We start from the raw sequence: 20,084 nt of genomic DNA on the forward strand, positions 1-20,084 counted from the left end.
TGCACATTATTGTTTTCAAAAATTAAATTTTCTAAATTTCTTTGACGGAATTATTAGTCATTTAATCAGCTTATCAGTTGCCGTGCTACGGTCTTGAAAATGTAAATGACTCATCATCGTCAATCATATCATTTTGATTGTCATCGACTTCAATCGTAAGGGCGGTATTACCTGTCACTCGAGCGTAACGCGTCCTTGGTTCTGATAATCCGGTACCCGCATTATCATCATAAATTGTGGTCGTAATTAACTGACTAGTGATAGGATCAATAGTGTAGTTACCCCACTCCATACCGTTTTCTGCATTATCGACTGACTTATCTTCATCAACTTGTACATGTATATAAGTGCCATTTTCTGAGAAAGCTAAGCCAATCAGCTCATTATCATCAGCATCATCAAAATCCCAAGGTCCTAAAATACCTTCATATTTAGTTTTTGAGAAGCGATAACTTTCATTGCTATCAATGACACCATTTTCATTTTCATCTACTTTTAGGATAAGCTTACTATTAGATACTTCAGCATAACGCATAATAGAGTCTGACAGTCCAGAAGTACCATTTTTGTCAAAAACAGGTGTAGCGGTTAGCTTACCTTCTGTACTGCTGACACTATAGTTGCCTAGTTCCATACCATTTTCAGGTTCATTTGTTGATTGACTGCCATCGACTTGGGTTTGTATATAGGTTCCATCATCTAGAAATATAATGGTTGAGAGTTCTCCATTGGCGATATCGTCGCTATGCCACATCCCAACAATTTCGGTATCGATATTTGGCTGATCAGGTTGTGTAATAACGGGGGGCTCAGGTTGCGCCGTCGATGGTGTATCAGAATCTGAGTCGTCACCACAACCCTGTAGTAACAACGCCATTGATAACGTTAGTAATGCTACTTTAAATGGTTTCATTTTCATCTCTCCTTGATTGAAAGTTTAAGATTTCACTTATCTAAAACGCTACATCCTTGTACCTGCTGAACTTAGAAAAATAAAATACCTCGAAAATGACGGTATAGAATATAATTATAAAAGAATATTTATATTCTTAATTTAAAATATATCAAAAATAATTAAGATATACCAATAAAAATAAGAATTCTTTAAATAAAAAATGCAGTAAGTTTTTATAAGGTTAAAAGACGTTAGAGTCACAGAGAATAGGGATAAAAGAGATTTACTAGTCGGAATGGATATTATGATCGATTATCTTAAAACTTTTTTATGTGAGAAAGTCTAATTAGTAGTGAGTAGTGAGTAGTGAGTAAAATTAATATAGATATCAAGAGATAGAAAAAGACGTCATAAAAATGCCGTAACCCTTTTTACTGCATTTTCATTAAATGAAATAGAAAGGGTTGTGGCATATTAAAACACTCATAACCAAGACAAAAGCAATGAAACTACTACATACCATCTCTCTTCGCAAAAATATTCGCAACCAACGCGCCACTAAAGTTATGCCACACACTAAATATAGCGCTCGGTAAGGCAGCGACAGGGTTGAAATAAGTCGCGGCAAGGGCAGCGCCCAGACCAGAGTTTTGCATGCCTACTTCCACCATAATGGCGCGGCGCTGTCTCTCCGTGAATCCAGACAAGCGCGCAATCACATAGCCCAAGGTATACCCCAGCATATTGTGTAGAGCAACGACGATAAAGACAATCACACCACTATCTAAGATCGTCGCTTTAGACACTGCGACTACGGCCGCGATGATAATAGAGATACCCAACACCGACACCATTGGCAATACCTCGGTGACGAACTCGATTTTTTTACCCAAAAACTTATGGAATATAACACCAAGTAATATGGGCAAGATGACGATTTTAGTAATGGTTATCATCATACTGGCTAGGTCGATATCGATCAGCTGACCGGCAAACACGTTTAATAGAATAGGCGTCAAAAAAGGCGCAAGTAAGGTGGAGATAGAGGTAATCGCGACACTCAGCGCCACATCCCCTTTTGCCAAAAATGTAATCACATTACTAGACGTACCACCTGGGCAACAACCGACCAAAATCACGCCAACCGCGATTAAAGGATCAAGGTTAAAGATGACGGTTAATAGGTAGGCAATCAGCGGCATCAGCGTGAACTGTGCCAACAGTCCGACCAATACAGGCTTGGGGCGTTTGACAATCTCTAGGAAATCTTCGGTTTTGAGCGTCATACCCATGCCAAACATGATGATGCCAAGTATTGGCACAATCAAAAAAGCCAATGAAGCAAAGAAGGTAGGAAATACGAAGCCCAACACGGCACTGACCAATGCCCAGATTGCAAACGTTTTGCCAATCCAACTAGAAAGTAATGCAATCTGATTCATAGCCTGTCTCACAATAATAAAAATAATATAGTAGACAATAATCTAGCATGGTTATCGAACATGAATGATAAAAGTATTTTGCTATGAACGTAGCGATAAGTTTGCTGATAATAAATAAAGGATTAGCCATAAAAAATGGCTTACTCATATTAAATGAATAAGCCAAAAAGCTATTAGAGATTATTTAAGCGTTAACTGAATTTTGAAAGTCTACAAATTCGGATTTAACCATTTCTCAGCCGTTTTCATATCCCAGCCTTTACGCTCAGCATAGCTCTCTAACTGGTCACGGCTGATCTTACCGACATTGAAGTACTCACTATCAGGATGTGAGTAATAGAATCCGCTGACCGACGACGCAGGCCACATCGCATAGCTTTCGGTCAGTGTCGTGCCGATTGCCTCTACCGTTCCGAGCCAGTCAAACAGTTTGCCTTTTTCGGTATGCTCAGGGCACGCAGGGTAGCCAGGGGCAGGGCGGATACCGACGTATTTCTCTTTAATCATTTCCTCATTGGTGAGTGACTCAGTCGGCTGATAGCCCCAATACTCTTTACGAATTAGCTCATGCAGGTGTTCGGCAAAGGCTTCAGCTAAGCGGTCAGATAGCGCCTGTACCATAATGGCATTATAGTCATCGCCTGCTGCTTTGTATTGCTCAGCAAGTGCTTCTGTACCGACGATAGAGACGGTAAAGCCGCCCAAATGATCGGTATGCGTCTCTGATGGCGAGATAAAGTCCGCCAAGCTCAGGTTTGGCTTGCCGCTTGCTTTATCGCTTTGCTGACGTAAGTGCTCGAACTGATAAGTTGGGCTGCCACCACTCTGTGGGTCATTATCATAAACAGTTACCGTGTCTGCACCAGTACGGCGAGCAGGCATCAGTTTAAACACGCCTTTTGCTACGATTGATTTTTCCTCAATCATTTTGTGTAGTAGCTCTTCAGCGTTCTCAAACAAATCTCGTGCCGCTTCACCCACCACATCATCTTGCAAGATTTTTGGGTATTTACCCGTTAGACCCCAAGAGATAAAGAACGGTGTCCAGTCGATATACGGCAGCAGGTTGTTGATAGGATAGTCATCCAATATCACTTGTCCTAACTTATTTGGCACTGGTGGCACATAGTTTTCCCAATCATACTGAAAGCCAATCTTGACCGATTCGGCATAGGTGACTTTGGCCGCTTTTGGTTGACGCTTGGCAAGGCGTTCACGTACTTTGATGTACTCTTCACGGGTCTCATCGATGAGGGCAGTACGGTGCTCTTTGGATAGCAGCTTGGTCACCACGCCGACGGAGCGCGAGGCATCAGAGACATAGATGACCGCATCATTTTGATATTGCGGCTCGACCTTGACAGCAGTATGCGCTTTAGAGGTCGTTGCGCCGCCGATCATCAAGGGTAGGGTCATGCCGCGCTCTTGCATTTGCTTGGCAACATAGACCATTTCATCGAGACTGGGGGTGATCAGACCTGACAGACCGATGATATCGACTTTTTCTCTGATAGCGGTATCAAGGATGGTTTCGCACGGTACCATCACGCCCAGATCGACGATGTCATAGCCATTACAGCCAAGTACCACGCCAACGATGTTTTTGCCGATATCATGCACGTCGCCTTTGACGGTTGCCATAAGGATTTTGCCTTTGACTTCGCCTTCGACTTTTTCCGCTTCGATGTACGGGTTTAGCCAAGCAACGGATTGCTTCATGACGCGCGCTGATTTGACGACTTGTGGTAGGAACATCTTGCCCGCACCGAATAAATCACCGACGATATTCATACCGTCCATGAGTGGTCCTTCGATGACCTCGAGCGGTTTGGGGTATTTCTCCCACGCTTCTTTGGTGTCTTCTTCGATAAAGGTGGTCACGCCTTTAACGAGAGCATGAGCGATACGCTCTTCTACCGTACCCTCACGCCAGCTCATATCGACGGTGCTGTCTTTTTTCTTGCCGCCGTCTTGGTAATTTTCAGCGACGGTCATTAGGCGTTCGGTCGCATCCTGACCCGTTTCACCTTGATTGCGGTTGAGCATGACGTCTTCGATGGCATCACGCGCCTCGACAGGAATATCATCATACAGCTCTAGCATAGCTGGGTTAACGATACCCATGGTCAGGCCATTTTTGATCGCGTGAAATAGGAACACAGAGTTGATCGCTTCACGAATCGGGTTACCACGGAAACTAAACGAGACATTAGATACCCCGCCTGAGACCATAGCATTCGGTAAGTTTTCCGTGATCCAGCGCGTGGCATTGATAAAGTCCGCGCCGTAGTTGTTGTGCTCGGTGATACCCGTGGCGACGGCAAAGATATTGGGGTCAAAAATAATGTCCTCACTAGGAAAACCCACTTCGTTGACCAGCACATCATAGCTACGTTTAGATATCTCAATTTTGCGCTCGTAAGTGTCAGCCTGTCCGTCTTCATCGAATGCCATGACGATAATGGCAGCGCCGTAGCGCATGCATAATTTAGCGCGCTCAACGAACTCAGCATGCCCTTCTTTTAGCGAGATGGAGTTGACGACAGATTTACCTTGCGTACGCTTGAGACCTTCTTCGATGATGTCCCATTTAGACGAGTCAATCATCAGTGGTACACGGCTTATATCTGGTTCACCTGAGACGAGGTTGACGAAGTGAATCATCGCTTGCTTGGAGTCAAGCATGCCCTCGTCCATATTGATATCGACGATCTGCGCGCCGCCCTCGACCTGATCGCGAGCGACATCAAGAGCCTCAGTATAGGCTTCGGTCTTAATCAAACGTAGGAATTTTTTGGAGCCTGTGACATTGGTACGCTCACCGACATTGACAAACAAGCTGTCCGCATTGATGGTAAATGGCTCGAGACCTGATAAGCGGCAGGCAGGTGCGATTTCAGGAATCACACGTGGCGCATAGTTTGCTACCATATTAGCGATTTGGCGGATATGCTCAGGCGTTGTACCACAGCAGCCGCCAACGATGTTTAGGATACCCGCTTTGGCAAAACCTTCGAGTAGGGCGGCGGTTTCTTCAGCGGTTTCGTCATATTCACCAAACTCATTGGGCAGACCCGCATTTGGATGCGCAGAGACGTAAGTATCAGCGATGTTCGATAGCGTTTGAATGTGCGGACGCAGCGCATCCGCCCCAAGCGCACAGTTAAAGCCAACGGATAATGGCTTGGCATGGCGAATCGAGTTATAGAACGCTTCCGCGGTTTGACCAGATAGCGTACGACCTGAGGCATCAGTGATCGTACCAGAAATCATAATAGGCAGCTCAAAGCCGATATCTTCAAACACACCCGTGATGGCAAATATTGCCGCTTTGGCATTGAGCGTATCAAAGATCGTCTCAATCAAAATAAGATCGACGCCGCCTTCTATCAGGCATAAGGTCGCTTCACGGTAGTTTAGGACCAACTCATCAAAGGTAATGTTACGAAAGGCAGGGTCATTGACATCAGGTGATATCGAGCATGTGCGCGAGGTTGGCCCCACCACACCGGCGACAAAGCGCGGTTTTTCAGGCGTCTTGGCGGTAAATTCATCAGCCGCCTCGCGCGCAATTTTGGCTGCTGTTTTATTCAGTTCAGGCACCAAGTACTGCATGTCGTAGTCAGCCATCGACAGACGCGTACCGTTAAAGGTATTGGTCTCGATGATATCCGCACCAGCCAACAGATGATCGTGATGAATGTCTTTAATCATGTGCGGCTGGGTCAATACCAGCAAATCGTTATTGCCGCGCACATCTTGGTCGATATCAGCAAAACGCTCACCACGATAATCTGCTTCTTCCAATTTATAGGTCTGAATTTGCGTACCCATTGCACCATCTAACATCAAAATGCGTGATGCCATCTGCTCGGTGATACGGGCGCGCGCGGTGAGCTGCTGTTCCTTATAAGGAAAGACAGCAGGCGGCGTTAAGATAAAGTCATCAGCGGATGATGAGTCAGAAGTAGTATCAGAGTGAGAAGAGGTCGGTGAGGTCATCGTTTGAGTCATAGGTGCGCTGCTTATATCGTCAATATTATAAAAGGAAGGAGTAACAAACCAATAGAGTACAAAGTCTTATAAAGGAAATCGTCAAATTTGAATTATTCTAGCATGAAAAATATAGCACACATGGATACTGCCCATTCTACTTTTACCATAGACAAGCAGATACCTATTCACTGAGCTGCTGAACATAGCGTTACATTGTATTTCACAAAGAATATGTGCACAAATGAATATCATTTCGCTTACGGATTACACAAAGCGTTGCTTCTGCAAATGAAAGCCAACGCTTATGCTTAAAAGTCCGACACAGTTTACACCTGTACTACAAAAAGTTGCGTAAAGGCAGGTTGATAAAGGTTTCATACATGTTAATTTGATTTCAGAAGAATTAGGTCTTTGTAAGTTTTGCTTATAAGTAACTTATGGGCAAAAAGTTATTATTGTTCTGTTGGTCTATCTAAATGTTGCTTATCAAAAAGATAAGAATTGGACAGCACGAGCAACTGATATTAGAAGACAATCTAACCTGTAAGACAATAAGCAAATAAATACTCAATCATTAAGGATAATGTTATGAAACTGACTAAAATTGCAACTATCGGTACGCTAGCTATTTCTATCGCTGGCCTAAGCGCTTGTAATAATATGATGCCAGCAAAAAGCGCAGATATGAAACCGCCAATGCACAGCCAAACTATGGCAAAAATGAATGTGGTACAAGTTGCTCAAAGTAATTCTGATTTTTCAGTCTTAGTAGAGGCGGTACAAGCAGCAGGTTTAGCAGGTATGCTATCTGATCCGAATGCACACTATACGGTATTTGCACCAACCAATGCTGCATTTATGCAAGCGCTACAAGAAACAGGTATGACCAAAGAGCAACTATTTGCCAACAAGCCATTACTAACCAAGATTCTAGGATATCACGTCGTAAGCGGTGACATGGCCATGTATGCCAAAGACGTGAAGCCTGGTAACGTCATGACCGCTAGCAAAGACACGCTAATGGTAACCAACCAAGGTAAATTGATGGACGAAAACGGCCGTACTGCAAACATTGTAAAAACAGATATCGCAGCTACTAATGGTGTTGTCCATGTCATCGATAGAGTGCTACTACCTAAATAAGCTTTAGCGAAATAACATCTACATTTATGATGAAGCTTAAGTAAGCAGCTATTATTTGATGAGTTTATCATTTGATAATGGCTGTTTTAGTATCTGATAATCAATCATGTAGCATGAAATACAAATTACAGCAGTTTTAATGATTACAGACATCAAATAAACGAAATTGTATTTTAAAGAACACAATAACGAGTATACAAGTTGATAATGCTATATACGTGATTGATACAGTGCCACTACTTAAGTAAGTATCAATTAAAAATTAAACCTTTAGAATTATAGTTATTGATATAGCGGACTTAAAACTATGGCTGGTTATTTAGTCATATCCACGATTTATCAGTCACTGTTAAATTTATTAAAAGTAACTGTCTGTTAAACACATGACGCAACCAATCATTTAAAAGGAAATACCCATGTTAAAGAAGAATCTATTATCTATCGCAGTCGTAACAGCAGCCATGTCATTAGCGGCATGTAACGACACCGAAACTGTCGCAGATCCAGTTGAGCCTGAGGTTACTACTGAAGAAGTCGTAGTAGAGCCAGTAGCTGAGACGGATCCAATGGTTGAAGCAGAGCCAATGGCAGACGACATGAATATGGAAGCGACTCAAACCATCGCTGAAATTGCAGCAAACAACGAAAACCTAACCATTTTGACAGCTGCACTGAAAGCTGCTGGTCTTGATACGATGTTGATGGAAGATACTAAGTACACTGTATTTGCACCAACTGATGATGCATTTGCTCCAGTACTAGAAAAGCTAGGCGTAACGAAAGAAGAGTTATTGGCTAACACAGACTTGCTGAAAAAAGTATTGCCTTACCACGTAGTACCTATGGAAGTAAAAGCGGCTGACATCCCTTATGGTACTGACATCGAAACGGCTAATGGCAAAACGATCTCTATTAGCGATGCTAATGTAATCACTGACGCGACTGGTAACACAGCTAACATCACAGGTACTGATATCATGGCAACCAATGGTGTGGTTCATACTATCGATGCAGTATTGATGCCTGAGTAAGTTTTTTTTAAATCAGTTGTTATAAGAACTTAGCTGTCATAAGCTAATAAGTATATTAAAGAGGCCCAGCTATAAAGCTGGGTTTTTTTGTGTCTATAAGATGGTGGCGTAGCAGCGGTATCTTAAAATCTGCGTTATTTATTTGCAATAAAAAAGCCCGAGACCATTGCCTCGGGCTTTTAGTAAGACTGAATAAGATTGAGCAGTAGCTACGTTAGCGCATATTATCTATGTTATTTACGTAGTGGATCTACATTCGTTCTTTTTTGCTCTGCTAGATGACGCGCTTCCCAATAAGGTGCGTTTTTGATACCGAATTTTGCAGGATCAAAACTGTAGCGTGCCACACCAGCTTTACGTTGTGCTTCGTAGTCTTTAAGCATGGTAAGCGTTGGACGAGCCACAATAAAGATAACAAGAATACCAACAATGTTGAGCCAAGCCATAAGGCCAACACCAATGTCACCAATTGCCCAGATATAACCAGCTGAGTTTAGACCACCGTAAGCAACCATCACCATGATCAATACTTTTACTAAGAATAGACCTGTTTTATTGGCACCGCGACCAAGGAAGCGTGTCAAGTAAGCCACGTTTACTTCAGCGATGTAGTAATAAGCTAGGATGGTTGTAAAGGCAAAGAAGAATACAGCGATTGCGATAAAGGCATTACCAAACGTACCGTATACCGATTCCATTGCCATTTGCGTGAACGCAGGGGCGTTGATTTCAGTAGTAGCAGCAACGTTTTGTACGATGAACTGACCATCTGGTAATGTACCTTGGATGTTGTACATGCCAGTAGATAAAATCATAAAGGCAGTCGCAGAACAAACCAGTAGCGTATCAACATATACTGAGAATGCCTGAACAAGACCCTGCTGTGATGGATGCTCAACTTCAGCAGCAGCAGCAGCGTGAGGACCTGTACCTTGACCCGCTTCGTTAGAGTAAATACCACGTTTTACACCCCAACCGATTGCTGCACCAAAACCTGCTTGTGCAGTGAATGCATCGCCAACAATCATGCCGAATACATCTGGAATCAAGCTGAAGTTACTGAACATGATGATTAAGGCTAAGGCAATATAACCAATTGCCATAAACGGAACGGCAAACTCAGTAAAGGTTGCAATACGCTTAATACCACCAAAGATGATGACACCTAGTACAACTAAGATGATGGCTAAGCCAACCAAACGCATAGAGCCGACTTCTAGGCCTGCAACGTTCATGATCGTACCTTCACCCATTAACTGTGCGAATGCACTGATAACACCGTTGGCCTGTACGCCAGGTAAGAACATACCACATGATAAAATAGAAGCGATGGCGAAAAGGATGCCGTACCACTTTTGACCAAGGGCACGCTCAAAGTAATAAGCAGGGCCACCGCGATATTCGCCAGTCACCACATCTTTTTCTTTGTAAATCTGTGCAAGGGTAGACTCGACATAGGCAGTAGATGCGCCTAAGAACGCTACGACCCACATCCAAAACACAGCACCTGGACCACCGAAGCCGATAGCAGCAGCTACCCCAGCGATGTTACCCATGCCTACACGTCCTGCGAGGGAAACGGCTAGTGCCTGAAAAGATGAAATACCATCAGTACTAGACTTACCACTGAATAGCAATTTGATCATTTCACCGAACAAACGCACCTGTACAAAGCGCGTCAAGATGGAATAGAACAGACCAGCGCCCAAGCACAGATAGATCAGTGCTGGGCTCCAGATAATTCCGTTTACTAAGTTAACTAAACCTTCCATATGTATATTCCTAGTACTGTCTCAAGGTGGCTCTGTATGCTAGGAGTAAATTAACTGGTTAACTTACTTATTTAAGTTAAGCAGTTAAATTATCTGCATCGACTCATATCTATATTAGTTAAGTCTCATACGTGCTTAGCCACCAAGAATGGACTGTAGTTGTCTGTATTTATCCGCTTGGCTTCATCAGTGACACAGACTATTTTTATAGCGATTATCATTGATAGCATTAATATCAGCTGCATTTGTGATTGTTCTACAGCCTCAACTACTGCGGTGTCCTATCATCACGTTACGAATGAGATGAGTTATAAGTTAACCCGCGGATAAAACAGGCGGTTATATAATCAAATACTCCTCATGATGAGGGTATTTGATTTGCTATGAGCCGTCCCGATTGGCTACACTGCTGGTATGGCGGATTGAATGTATTAGTGGAGTATCTAAGAGTGAGTAACTGCTTTTGTATCACAGCTACCAACTCCCTAATACGTATCAAAATATAAGTCCACTACCAAATGTATTCAAACCGTACGGCTACGTAACTGCAATTTGCCATATTTTTGTACCAATTACTAGAAATTTCTTTGTGTATGGACGGATAAGTTTTGTTTTAATGCCATCATTTCACTCATAACTGACTGCAATAATGACCTAGATTTATTCACTGTAAGTTATTTAGTAGACTTTTGTTTCATATATTAATATTTGGCTCAAATGAATGCTTTTAAAACACAGTAGCAGTCGAAAGTTGCGGTTGTGTTTTGGTAACGGTCAATTGTAAAAGCATCATGATAGCGCCATTATGAGCAGTATATCTTGTAGCTTATAAGATTGAGCAATATGTATAAGTAGTTTTTCATGTTGTATCTGTAGATACAAAAGCTACAAGCGCGTGCCTTTATACAAAGTATAGAACGCATATGACCGTTAGATGATTGTGAAGGCATAAGCGCAAAAAAATTATTAAAAAACGTGTTACCAGATATTTGTTATTTATCATTATTAGGAGAAACAACGATGACGCGTAAATCTATTATGAAGCCGATGTTGCTAGCAGCACTATTAACGACGTCTACTGTCGGTCTGAGTGGCTGTGGTTATAACAATCTTCAGGCGCAAGACGAGCAAGTAACGGCTTCATGGTCAGAAGTGGTCAACCAATATCAGCGCCGCAGCGATTTGGTGCCAAACTTGGTCAAAGTCGTACAGCAGTATGCTGAACAAGAGCAAGAAGTGTTCACCCAAGTGGCGGAAGCACGTTCACGTGCGGGCGGCATCACTGTGACGCCTGAAGTGCTCAATGACCCAGAAGCAATGGAGCGTTATGCTGCTGCGCAAGAACAAATGACAGGCGCATTGTCACGTCTGATGGCAGTGTCTGAGCGTTACCCTGAGCTAAAATCAGATGCGCTGTTCCAAGACTTACAGGCTCAGCTAGAAGGCACCGAAAACCGTATCGCGGTCGCTCGTAATCGCTATATCCAAGAAGTACAGGGCTACAATACCACTGTGCGCCAGTTCCCAACCAATATCACCGCAAAAGTATTTGGCATGGATACCAAGCCAAACTTTACCGTTGCTAATGAAGATGCCATTTCGACAGCGCCAAGTGTTGATTTTGGCGATTCTGCAAAAGCAGAGTAGGAAGCATTAAAAATATACAAAAATAGAGCGGTGTATGCCGCTCTATTTATTTAGCTGATGACTATTAGTTAATGTCTATTAATTTATAAAGATGTCATTTTAGGTGGTAGAGATTAGATGAATAATTCAAAAGCAATCTTATCAGCATTACTGTTTACACTGAGCGTCAGCGGTGCATCAGTGTTACATGCTGCACCCAATACCGATGCTGGCAATAATACTGCGGCGACAGATAGCACCTCGAATCTACAAGACCGTAGTGTCGAAGACTTGGTAGCCATTGCCAAAGCTGGGGAATCCAACGAAGCGATCAATGATGCAGTGCTGAATAATGACGCCATCAATGGTGCGGTGCTTGGTAATGACGCTATTAACCAAAGCGCGGCAAATGATGAGGCAACCGCTAGTGCGCAAGCGCCAGCTCAGCCACCAGTAACCTCAAGTGCCCAGAGCGTTAATGCTGACAAACTGATACTCAACGAGCCGGTCGTTGATCAGGCTAATATCTTAAATCCGCAAGAAAAGCAGCGCTTAGAGGCGCAGCTGAGAGACATCTATCAGCAAGGTTTGGCACAGGCGGCGGTCGTTATCGTACCGACCACCAATGGTCTGCCTATATTTGATTATGCCTTACAAGTAGCTGAAAAATGGCAATTGGGCGACAAGGACGTTGATGATGGTCTGCTAATCGTCGTTGCAGTTAATGACCGTGACATGTATATCCTAACCGGCTATGGCTTAGAGGGTGTGTTGCCAGATGCGGCGGTCAACCGTATCATCCGTGAAGACATCACACCATTGTTTAAGCAAAATGACTATGGCGCTGGGATATTGGCAGGCGTGGATGCACTCAAGGCACGTCTAACGGCTGATCCTGATGTATTGGCGCGTGCTGATGCGCAAGCTGCTGAGCGTAGTGCCGAGCAAGGCTCAGATGAGTTACCATCACCTATTTTCTTATTTATTATGGCGATGATATTTGGCAGTTTTATTACCAACATCTTAGGCCGAGTATTTGGTTCTATTATCACGGCAGGCGGCTTTTTTGCGGGTTCCTTGGCGCTGGGTGGCGGCTTTTTTATGACATTAATTATGGCGATATTTATATGGCTGTTTTTGATCTCACGTGGCGGCGGTGGTGGCAAAGGCGGCGGCGGTAAAGGTGGACGCAGAGGCGGTGGCATGATTTTCTTACCCGGTATGGGTGGGGGCAGTAGTGGTGGTGGTTTTGGCGGCGGCGGCTTTGGTGGTGGTGGCGGCGGTTTCGGCGGTGGCGGTGCTGGTGGCTCGTGGTAAGTGTCTATTTATTAAAAGCCCAGCTTAGTTATTAGAAGCTCAGATTAGTAAAGACTCAAATTGATAAAAGCCAAAAATAGAGTCCCAGTAAATAGACCCAAATAACCATCAAAAACGACGTAATTGAGGAAAAATATAATGGCAGAAAACCACACTTCAACTTCTAGCTTTGCTCGATGGTGGCGTCAGGTCTTGTTTGTACCTTTGCTGCATAGCAAGTGGCTGACAGCAGAAGCCAAAGCACGCCTGACAGATGAGGTGACACGCGCTGAGCGTGGGCATCGCGGTGAGGTGTTTTTGATTGTCGAAAACCATTTGCCAATTCAAGACGCTTACCATATGGATTGCCACGAGCGCGCCGTTGATTTGTTTAGTGAGTATCGAGTCTGGGATACCGAAGAAAACACTGGCGTCTTGATCTATGTCAATATCTGCGAGCATCAATTAGAGATTGTGGCTGACCGCGGTATCAACACTCACGTCAGCCCAACCGTCTGGCGTGCCATGTGCGAAAAAGCAGTATCAGGTATCAGCAACAAGAAGACGGAAGAGAGTTTGGCTGAATTGTTAGATGAAGTGGGACAAGTGCTGCGCCAGTATTATCAGCTTGAGCAAAATCCAGCAGGCAATGAGCTGTCTGATACCGTGGTATTTTTAAAATAGTAATACAGCATCTCTAAGCACATTATTGATAGAGTCGAAGGTGGCTGTTCTCGTCTATAGGGTTTTGATGCTAAAATATCGCACGTAAAATATTCGCACCGTCCAAAGAGGGTGCGAATATATAAATTGTCCACAGCTCGTCTCGATAACACCATTATTGGAATACTATGATTGATTTAATACAGAAACTACCAAAAGCAGAACTTCATTTACACATCGAAGGGTCATTAGAGCCTGAGCTGATGTTTAGACTGGCAAAAAAGAACAACGTAGAAATTCCATATGACAGCGTAGAAGACGTGCGCGCCGCCTACAACTTTAATAATCTGCAAAGTTTTTTAGATATTTACTATGCTGGCGCAAATGTCTTACTGACCAAAGATGATTTTTATGATTTGACGTGGGAATATATTCTTAAGTGTGTTGAAGACAATGTCATCCACACCGAAATATTCTTCGACCCGCAGACACATACCGAACGAGGTGTGCCTTTTGAAGCGGTCATCACAGGTATCAAAGAAGCGCTCGCCGATGCCAAAGAAAAGTACGGCATCACCTCTTGTATCATCATGTGTTTCTTGCGCCATTTGTCGCAAGAAGAAGCGTTTGAGACACTAGAGCAAGCGCTGGACTATAAAGATGATATCATCGGTGTCGGTCTGGACTCATCGGAGCTTGGCAATCCACCATCGAAATTCAAAGAAGTCTTCAAAAAAGCCAAAGAAGAAGGTTTTAAACTGGTCGCCCATGCGGGTGAAGAGGCTGATTTTTCGTATATTTACGAAGCATTGGACTTATTGAATATCAATCGAATCGACCATGGGGTGCAATCGATAAAAAGCCCAGAGCTGATGCAAAGACTCAAAGATGAGCAAATGCCACTGACGGTTTGCCCAAACTCAAATATCGAACTGCGAGTATTTGATAATTACCAAGAGCACAATATTAAAGAGCTTTTGGATTATGGTCTAAATATCAGCGTTAACTCAGATGATCCAGCGTATTTCAAAGGTTACGTGAATCAAAACTTTATTAACCTGCATGAGAATCTACCAATAACAGAAGAAGATGTGATTACGTTGGTGAAAAACTCTTTTAAATCAGCATTCATCAGTGACGAGCTAAAGGAAGATTACTTGGCGAGAGTGGACGCGGCATTGTAATAAGCTTTAGCAAGCTTGTTTTCAGTAGTAAAGGCTTAACGGTTGATAGCAATCGTTAAGCCTTTTTATTGTTTATCAGGTAATGACATTTATAAGCAGTCGCAGTTATAAAGCAGTAATCTCTTCTATAAGTAACGGCAAGACTACACCAGCTTTTTCTATTAGCGTGATATCGACGATGGTATTCGGTGTTGGGTCAGGGTTTATCTCGATAACTTGCGCACCGTTCTGCTTGGCTAACTGTGAGAGTCCAGCAGCAGGATAGACCAAGCTTGATGTACCGATACTGATAAACACATCACAGTTAGCCGCAGCCTCTTCGGCAGCCTGCCATGCTTGTACAGGTAGTGCTTCACCAAACCACACAATATCTGGTCTGATATAGCCGTCACAGTGCGGACAAGTAATCAGTTTATCATCCAAACGTATAGCATCTTGCTTAATATAAGCGGCTCTTGATTGTTCTGGATAAGGTATCTCACACTGACCACAGCGATCACGCCACAGATGACCGTGCAGATGAGTTACCGAACTACCAGCTTGCTCATGTAGGTCATCGACATTCTGAGTGATAAGTGTGACTTGCTGATCGGAGGTTTGCGCATGATACTGCCACTGAGCCAATGCATGATGGGCTGGATTTGGTGCTTTATCTGCGACCATCTGCCGCCGCCATTGATACCATGACCATACTAGCTTTGGATCACGAGTGAATGCTTCAGGGGTTGCCAAGTCTTCCGCGCGATAATTCTCCCACAAGCCCGTTTGCTTATCTCGAAACGTCGGAATGCCACTTTCTGCTGAAATGCCAGCCCCAGTCAAAACACAAATACGCTCTTTCGATGCCAACAATGTTGCCGCAAGTTTTACTTCTGCTATTACCGCTGGTGATAATTCTGCTAACATGAGCCAACCCTTGTTAGTAATGGATATTTTTTCTTATGATAGACGGAATTTGGTGGCTTGTCATATTGTTCGCCATCATCGTGGCCTTATGGTTTGTGGCAAAATCGCGCGGGGCAAAAGCAGGCGAAAAGCATGGTAGTGCCAAGTCAAAAAATACAGTACAGAATGATGCCCTGCAAAAAACATCCGCATTATTAAAGCAGTACTTTCCTGCTTATCGAGTCACTCGTAAGGCAAATCATTTGCTCATCAGCCAACAAGGCAAAAAAATGGCGGTGATTACGATTGATAAAAAAATTGCTGAAGGTCAACGTCGTTTGGGTGAAGTACCAGTGATCAATTATCACCGTGTGCCTAGCCGTGCTCAGCTAACAGCTAACTTACAAGACGCAGAGTGAGTTTTATATAGTTGAGAGCACTAGAGGTATGCGCGCACAGAAAGACTGCCAACATTTTGACATGTAGGTTTAATGAGTATGAGCAGTTTAGGATAGTACTAAGGAATTGATGGAGCGAGGTTGTAAACATCATAATTGGTGCGCTCGGCGGGAATCGAACCCACGACCCTCGGCTTCGGAGGCTAGAACCACCATATTTCGTTAAATAACTTTGATGTATATAAACTTACTATACGTTATAAATAAAGGGATAGGAAGAATTTTATGCCATGACGTTTAGCGTATTTTAAAGTATTTTACAGCAACATTGATATCAATTTTGGTCACTAGTTAAGTATAGAATTCAATCATTTTTTATAGTATTAATGTACGTATTTTATACTTAACTTTTTCAAAAATTACTGATTGAGCGAATTATTAACTCATCAAAGTAATATTGGAATAAATTACTGTAGAAATGGGCTGCTATAATTTCGAAAAAATAGTCAGGTATTTCAGCCGTAGTTTAGATCTTAACGATTTTTCGAATGCGTTGAAGAAACGGTTCTGGACTACACTTGCAAATACTCTGATATTGAGTTTTTGACAACAACGTTTTGAGTTTATCTTCTTTTGATTTACCTTGTTAAGCCATCAATAATCCTACAGTAACCTCAAAAAAATACTCATCTTTGATAGTGATACCAACCGTACCTTTATGTGCATTAGCGATAGCCTGCACGATAGACAATCCCAACCCTGTACCTGCATACTTATGGCTAGTTTTATCATGACGATAAAATCGCTCGAATAATTTATCGGCTTGACTCTGATCTAACGGTTTGTCTAAACGATTGGTTATCGTTAGTCTTAACCATGGCTGCTGTGAGGGCCGAACCTCGTCTTCTGCTACATTAATTGAGGTGGTTGAGGTGAAGACGGTAGCGGATATCATGATAGTACTATCACTAGCTGCGTAATAGATGGCATTTGACATCAGGTTGGCAAACAGCCGTTGCAATAAGCCTTCATCACCTAATACTCTTTCGAAATTACCCGATTTCTCAAAAATTATCCCTCGATCTTCTGCAATCATTTCATAGTAATCAACGAGCTTTTTAATTAAGCTGTCTGTATCCACGTGACTGATTTGCGAGTCACTTAATCCTTTTTGGGTTTTTGCCAGTAGCAGCATATTGTTTATCATGGCCGACAGCTGCTCTAACGTGTCATGCTGATGATGTAGCTGCTCAATGTATTCATCGCCAGCTCTTGGTTTGTTTAACATGACTTGTGTCTGCGTGCTGAGTGTCGCTATTGGCGTACGTAGCTCATGGGCAATATTGTCTGAAAACCGAGACAAAGACTCAAAGTTACTTTCAAGCTTGACCATCATTGAATTGTAAGATTCTGCTAGTGGCCTCAGTTCTAACGGCATATCGTCAACCGCAACTCTGTCATCTAACCTTTCAGGATTCATTCCTTTCATTTTTTGGACGATAGTGGCTAAAGGCGCGAAACCCCAATACACACTCAACGCAGCTACTGAGACAAGTAACAATGTAATCGCGAACAAAATCATACTAAGCTGACGATTGAACTGTAATAAATATTGATGATGCACATCGATAGGCAATGCGATAAGCGCAAGCATTTTGTCATCTTCAATGACCATCGCTCGATAGTATCGGCTGTTGACATTCATCACGAACTGTTGCTTATCATTATCTTGTCTCAGTGATGACAGATTAAACCCGTCTCCTAGCTCTTGAGCAAAATTGTTGGGGGTACTAGACAGTATCTGCCCTTCTTTATTGGCGATAACGGTTTTTAGATCATAATCTAGCCAAGAAGAGTGCAGATGATCAGCTTCATCTGATACCACTGAAGTAGGCGTATTGATATCAGGTTTCGCATCAGGTGGCGAACTTAACGGCTGTTGGCTGTTTAATGGATTTTGAGAGCTAGGTAAGGTTTGGGAGGCTATAGGGCTGTTAGGCTCTGCCACCTGCTTACGTAAGTTAAAAGCCGCATGAGTCATAATCTCAGCGTCCATTTGCTCAAAATGACCTTTAACAGAGTGCTGTATCCATATATAAATAATGACCTGTGACACAACAACGAATATCGTGAGCAGCAATACAGTACGCCACAATAATGGTAAGCGCCGATTATCCACCTTATATTTCATATTAGATATCGTCAACTTCATAAGAGGATTTACTATCAAGCGCAGTATCGACAGCCTCTAATCGGTAACCCATGCCGCGTACCGTTTGAATCAGCTTTGCCTCATGTTCATCGTCTATTTTTATACGCAGACGCCTTATCGCCACATCAATCACATTGGTATCGTTATCAAAATTCACATCCCATACTTGAGAGGCGATCACGGTGCGTGGTAGCACTTCACCTCGGCGCTCTAATAAGAACTGTAGTAAGGAAAACTCTTTTGCCGTGAGCTTAATAGGCTTGCCGCCTCTATGTACCGTGCGCTTGGCAATATCCATCTTGAGATCCGCTATTTGCAGGATCGTACTTTGATAATCGGCTTGATTGGCGCGTCGTAATAGACTTTTTATTCTGACGATCAGTTCTGCAAACGCAAAAGGCTTGGTCAAATAATCATCACCACCAATCTCAATCCCTTTTATCTTATCGCTTAAGTCATCTTTTGCCGTTAGAAATAACACAGGCGTATGCTTTCCTGCCGCGCGGTAATTACGCACCAGCTCAAAACCACTAACATCAGGCAGCATCACATCCATTAGGATCACGCTAAACTCTTCAGTCATCAATGCATGATAGCCATCTAGGCCTGTTAGGTGATGATCAACAATAAACCCAGCTTCGGTTAAGCCTTTTTTTATATACTCGCCAAGCTTCAACTCATCTTCTACCAGTAAGACTTTCATTGTAATTTCTCAGTATGATTATGATTGTTTAACGTTCTAATCAGCACAGATGACAACATTGACTGCTAGCTGACAAAGATGTCATGTGCTCGTAATCAGACTGTCAGTCTTCATTTGCTAATCTATATTAATGAAACATAGTTGCTCGTTTCCAATACCTAGCTACTATGAATTATTTTTATCGGTAATCAATTTAAACGCCTAATAACTTAAACACCTAACAACTTGCAAAAGAGGTTTTATATGAAAATTCACGATTCATTCAAAAAAGCAGTACTGCTATCAGTCTCGGTACTTATCGGCATTACCACTGCCAATGCGCATACTACTGATCTAAGCACTTCAATCATCAATAACTGCGACGCTGTGACTGACTTTGCAAAAAACTTGGATCATAACGATGCTCAGCTCTCAAATTCACAGATGAAAAACTATATCGATGCAAGAGTGGCTTGTGAGATTGAACACAAAGATCAACATCTACAGTCTGAAAAATACTTCATTAACAAATATGGTAGCGATAAGTAATATCAGCTCTGATGTCATACTAAAGGATTGATGACAATATTAGAAACCATAAATAGCAAGATGACAGAATTGTAATCTTGCTGTCATCTCTCTGTCAGAATCAATAAAGTATGCTTTAAAGTAACTTAATATTTTAAAGTTTTTCGACTTCATACCAAATAAAATAAGGATTTACCATGTCACTATTCAAATCAATACCACTGTCTAAATCAATCGTAGCAACAGCTATTGCATTAGGGCGTGTCTTCAATTGGATAAGGCATAAATAATAGTTACAATACCGCATCTATTGAAACGATGCGAGCAATAC

General features: G+C 42.6%; 15 protein-coding genes. 8 read left to right on the forward strand and 7 right to left on the reverse strand.

The genetic code is table 11. The annotated features are described in order from the left end of the window. Positions 1–85: 85 nt before the first annotated feature. The 3 genes from ACHUET_RS13615 to metH all read right to left on the reverse strand — a co-directional run bounded on the left by ACHUET_RS13615 (position 86) and on the right by metH (position 6,351). Positions 86–913 (reverse strand): hypothetical protein, encoded by an 828-nt coding sequence (locus tag ACHUET_RS13615; RefSeq protein WP_394213581.1) that lies wholly within the window; start codon positions 911–913, stop codon positions 86–88. A gap of 494 nt (positions 914–1,407) precedes the next feature. Beyond that, positions 1,408–2,337 carry a bile acid:sodium symporter family protein gene (locus tag ACHUET_RS13620; protein WP_394213582.1) on the reverse strand — a complete coding sequence of 310 codons (930 nt, stop codon included), beginning with the start codon at positions 2,335–2,337 and terminating at the stop codon, positions 1,408–1,410. 210 nt (positions 2,338–2,547) lie between these two features. After that, complete coding sequence (gene metH, locus ACHUET_RS13625; RefSeq protein ID WP_394213583.1) at positions 2,548–6,351, reverse strand: methionine synthase; 3,804 nt, start codon at positions 6,349–6,351, stop codon at positions 2,548–2,550. Positions 6,352–6,921: 570 nt separating this feature from the next. On the opposite strand from metH, the gene ACHUET_RS13630 reads away from it, so the two are divergent. Then, positions 6,922–7,476: a fasciclin domain-containing protein gene (locus ACHUET_RS13630; protein ID WP_394213585.1), complete on the forward strand. Its 555-nt coding sequence runs from the start codon at positions 6,922–6,924 to the stop codon at positions 7,474–7,476. Between the two features lie 416 nt (positions 7,477–7,892). Next, complete coding sequence (locus ACHUET_RS13635) at positions 7,893–8,507, forward strand: fasciclin domain-containing protein (protein WP_394213587.1); 615 nt, start codon at positions 7,893–7,895, stop codon at positions 8,505–8,507. Positions 8,508–8,740: 233 nt separating this feature from the next. On the opposite strand, the gene ACHUET_RS13640 is transcribed toward ACHUET_RS13635, so the two are convergent. Beyond that, positions 8,741–10,279: an alanine/glycine:cation symporter family protein gene (locus ACHUET_RS13640; protein WP_394213589.1), complete on the reverse strand. Its 1,539-nt coding sequence runs from the start codon at positions 10,277–10,279 to the stop codon at positions 8,741–8,743. Between the two features lie 1,020 nt (positions 10,280–11,299). Here ACHUET_RS13640 and ACHUET_RS13645 point away from each other — a divergent pair. The 4 genes from ACHUET_RS13645 (at position 11,300) to ACHUET_RS13660 (ending at position 15,048) form a co-directional block, all read left to right on the forward strand. After that, positions 11,300–11,926, forward strand: coding sequence for a LemA family protein (locus ACHUET_RS13645; protein WP_186475055.1), 627 nt, complete (start codon positions 11,300–11,302; stop codon positions 11,924–11,926). A 117-nt stretch (positions 11,927–12,043) separates the two neighbouring features. Next, positions 12,044–13,222: a TPM domain-containing protein gene (locus ACHUET_RS13650; protein ID WP_394213591.1), complete on the forward strand. Its 1,179-nt coding sequence runs from the start codon at positions 12,044–12,046 to the stop codon at positions 13,220–13,222. A 138-nt stretch (positions 13,223–13,360) separates the two neighbouring features. Next, positions 13,361–13,885: a TPM domain-containing protein gene (locus tag ACHUET_RS13655; RefSeq protein WP_394213593.1), complete on the forward strand. Its 525-nt coding sequence runs from the start codon at positions 13,361–13,363 to the stop codon at positions 13,883–13,885. Positions 13,886–14,052: 167 nt separating this feature from the next. After that, a complete protein-coding gene (locus ACHUET_RS13660) occupies positions 14,053–15,048 on the forward strand; it encodes an adenosine deaminase (RefSeq protein WP_394213595.1) in 996 nt (331 codons plus the stop codon). Positions 15,049–15,153: 105 nt separating this feature from the next. Here ACHUET_RS13660 and ACHUET_RS13665 read toward each other — a convergent pair whose 3' ends face one another. Further along, the gene (locus tag ACHUET_RS13665; protein ID WP_394213596.1) at positions 15,154–15,954 is read right to left on the reverse strand and encodes an SIR2 family NAD-dependent protein deacylase; all 801 of its coding nucleotides are present in this window, start codon (positions 15,952–15,954) and stop codon (positions 15,154–15,156) included. Between the two features lie 35 nt (positions 15,955–15,989). On the opposite strand from ACHUET_RS13665, the gene ACHUET_RS13670 reads away from it, so the two are divergent. Then, a complete protein-coding gene (locus ACHUET_RS13670; RefSeq protein ID WP_394213598.1) occupies positions 15,990–16,352 on the forward strand; it encodes a hypothetical protein in 363 nt (120 codons plus the stop codon). A 625-nt stretch (positions 16,353–16,977) separates the two neighbouring features. On the opposite strand, the gene ACHUET_RS13675 is transcribed toward ACHUET_RS13670, so the two are convergent. Continuing rightward, positions 16,978–18,522 carry an ATP-binding protein gene (locus ACHUET_RS13675; RefSeq protein ID WP_394213600.1) on the reverse strand — a complete coding sequence of 515 codons (1,545 nt, stop codon included), beginning with the start codon at positions 18,520–18,522 and terminating at the stop codon, positions 16,978–16,980. Position 18,523: 1 nt separating this feature from the next. Next, positions 18,524–19,246, reverse strand: coding sequence for a heavy metal response regulator transcription factor (locus ACHUET_RS13680; protein WP_394213602.1), 723 nt, complete (start codon positions 19,244–19,246; stop codon positions 18,524–18,526). A 243-nt stretch (positions 19,247–19,489) separates the two neighbouring features. Between ACHUET_RS13680 and ACHUET_RS13685 the strand changes: the two genes are divergently transcribed. Further along, entirely contained in the window at positions 19,490–19,774 is a 285-nt protein-coding gene (locus ACHUET_RS13685; protein ID WP_394213604.1) for a hypothetical protein, read from the forward strand. Positions 19,775–20,084: the final 310 nt, after the last annotated feature.

Source organism: Psychrobacter piscatorii (assembly GCF_043641605.1).
GTDB classification, from domain to species: Bacteria; Pseudomonadota; Gammaproteobacteria; order Pseudomonadales; family Moraxellaceae; genus Psychrobacter; species Psychrobacter piscatorii_C.

Coding starts and splice junctions, on each gene's coding strand:
- ACHUET_RS13650 (WP_394213591.1), top strand. CDS start 12,044: ATGAATAATTCAAAAGCAATCTTATCAGCATTACTGTTTACACTGAGC.
- ACHUET_RS13655 (WP_394213593.1), top strand. CDS start 13,361: ATGGCAGAAAACCACACTTCAACTTCTAGCTTTGCTCGATGGTGGCGT.
- ACHUET_RS13620 (WP_394213582.1), bottom strand. CDS start 2,337: ATGAATCAGATTGCATTACTTTCTAGTTGGATTGGCAAAACGTTTGCA.
- ACHUET_RS13680 (WP_394213602.1), bottom strand. CDS start 19,246: ATGAAAGTCTTACTGGTAGAAGATGAGTTGAAGCTTGGCGAGTATATA.
- ACHUET_RS13645 (WP_186475055.1), top strand. CDS start 11,300: ATGACGCGTAAATCTATTATGAAGCCGATGTTGCTAGCAGCACTATTA.
- metH (WP_394213583.1), bottom strand. CDS start 6,351: ATGACTCAAACGATGACCTCACCGACCTCTTCTCACTCTGATACTACT.
- ACHUET_RS13665 (WP_394213596.1), bottom strand. CDS start 15,954: ATGTTAGCAGAATTATCACCAGCGGTAATAGCAGAAGTAAAACTTGCG.
- ACHUET_RS13635 (WP_394213587.1), top strand. CDS start 7,893: ATGTTAAAGAAGAATCTATTATCTATCGCAGTCGTAACAGCAGCCATG.
- ACHUET_RS13685 (WP_394213604.1), top strand. CDS start 19,490: ATGAAAATTCACGATTCATTCAAAAAAGCAGTACTGCTATCAGTCTCG.
- ACHUET_RS13630 (WP_394213585.1), top strand. CDS start 6,922: ATGAAACTGACTAAAATTGCAACTATCGGTACGCTAGCTATTTCTATC.
- ACHUET_RS13675 (WP_394213600.1), bottom strand. CDS start 18,522: ATGAAATATAAGGTGGATAATCGGCGCTTACCATTATTGTGGCGTACT.
- ACHUET_RS13660 (WP_394213595.1), top strand. CDS start 14,053: ATGATTGATTTAATACAGAAACTACCAAAAGCAGAACTTCATTTACAC.
- ACHUET_RS13615 (WP_394213581.1), bottom strand. CDS start 913: ATGAAACCATTTAAAGTAGCATTACTAACGTTATCAATGGCGTTGTTA.
- ACHUET_RS13640 (WP_394213589.1), bottom strand. CDS start 10,279: ATGGAAGGTTTAGTTAACTTAGTAAACGGAATTATCTGGAGCCCAGCA.
- ACHUET_RS13670 (WP_394213598.1), top strand. CDS start 15,990: ATGATAGACGGAATTTGGTGGCTTGTCATATTGTTCGCCATCATCGTG.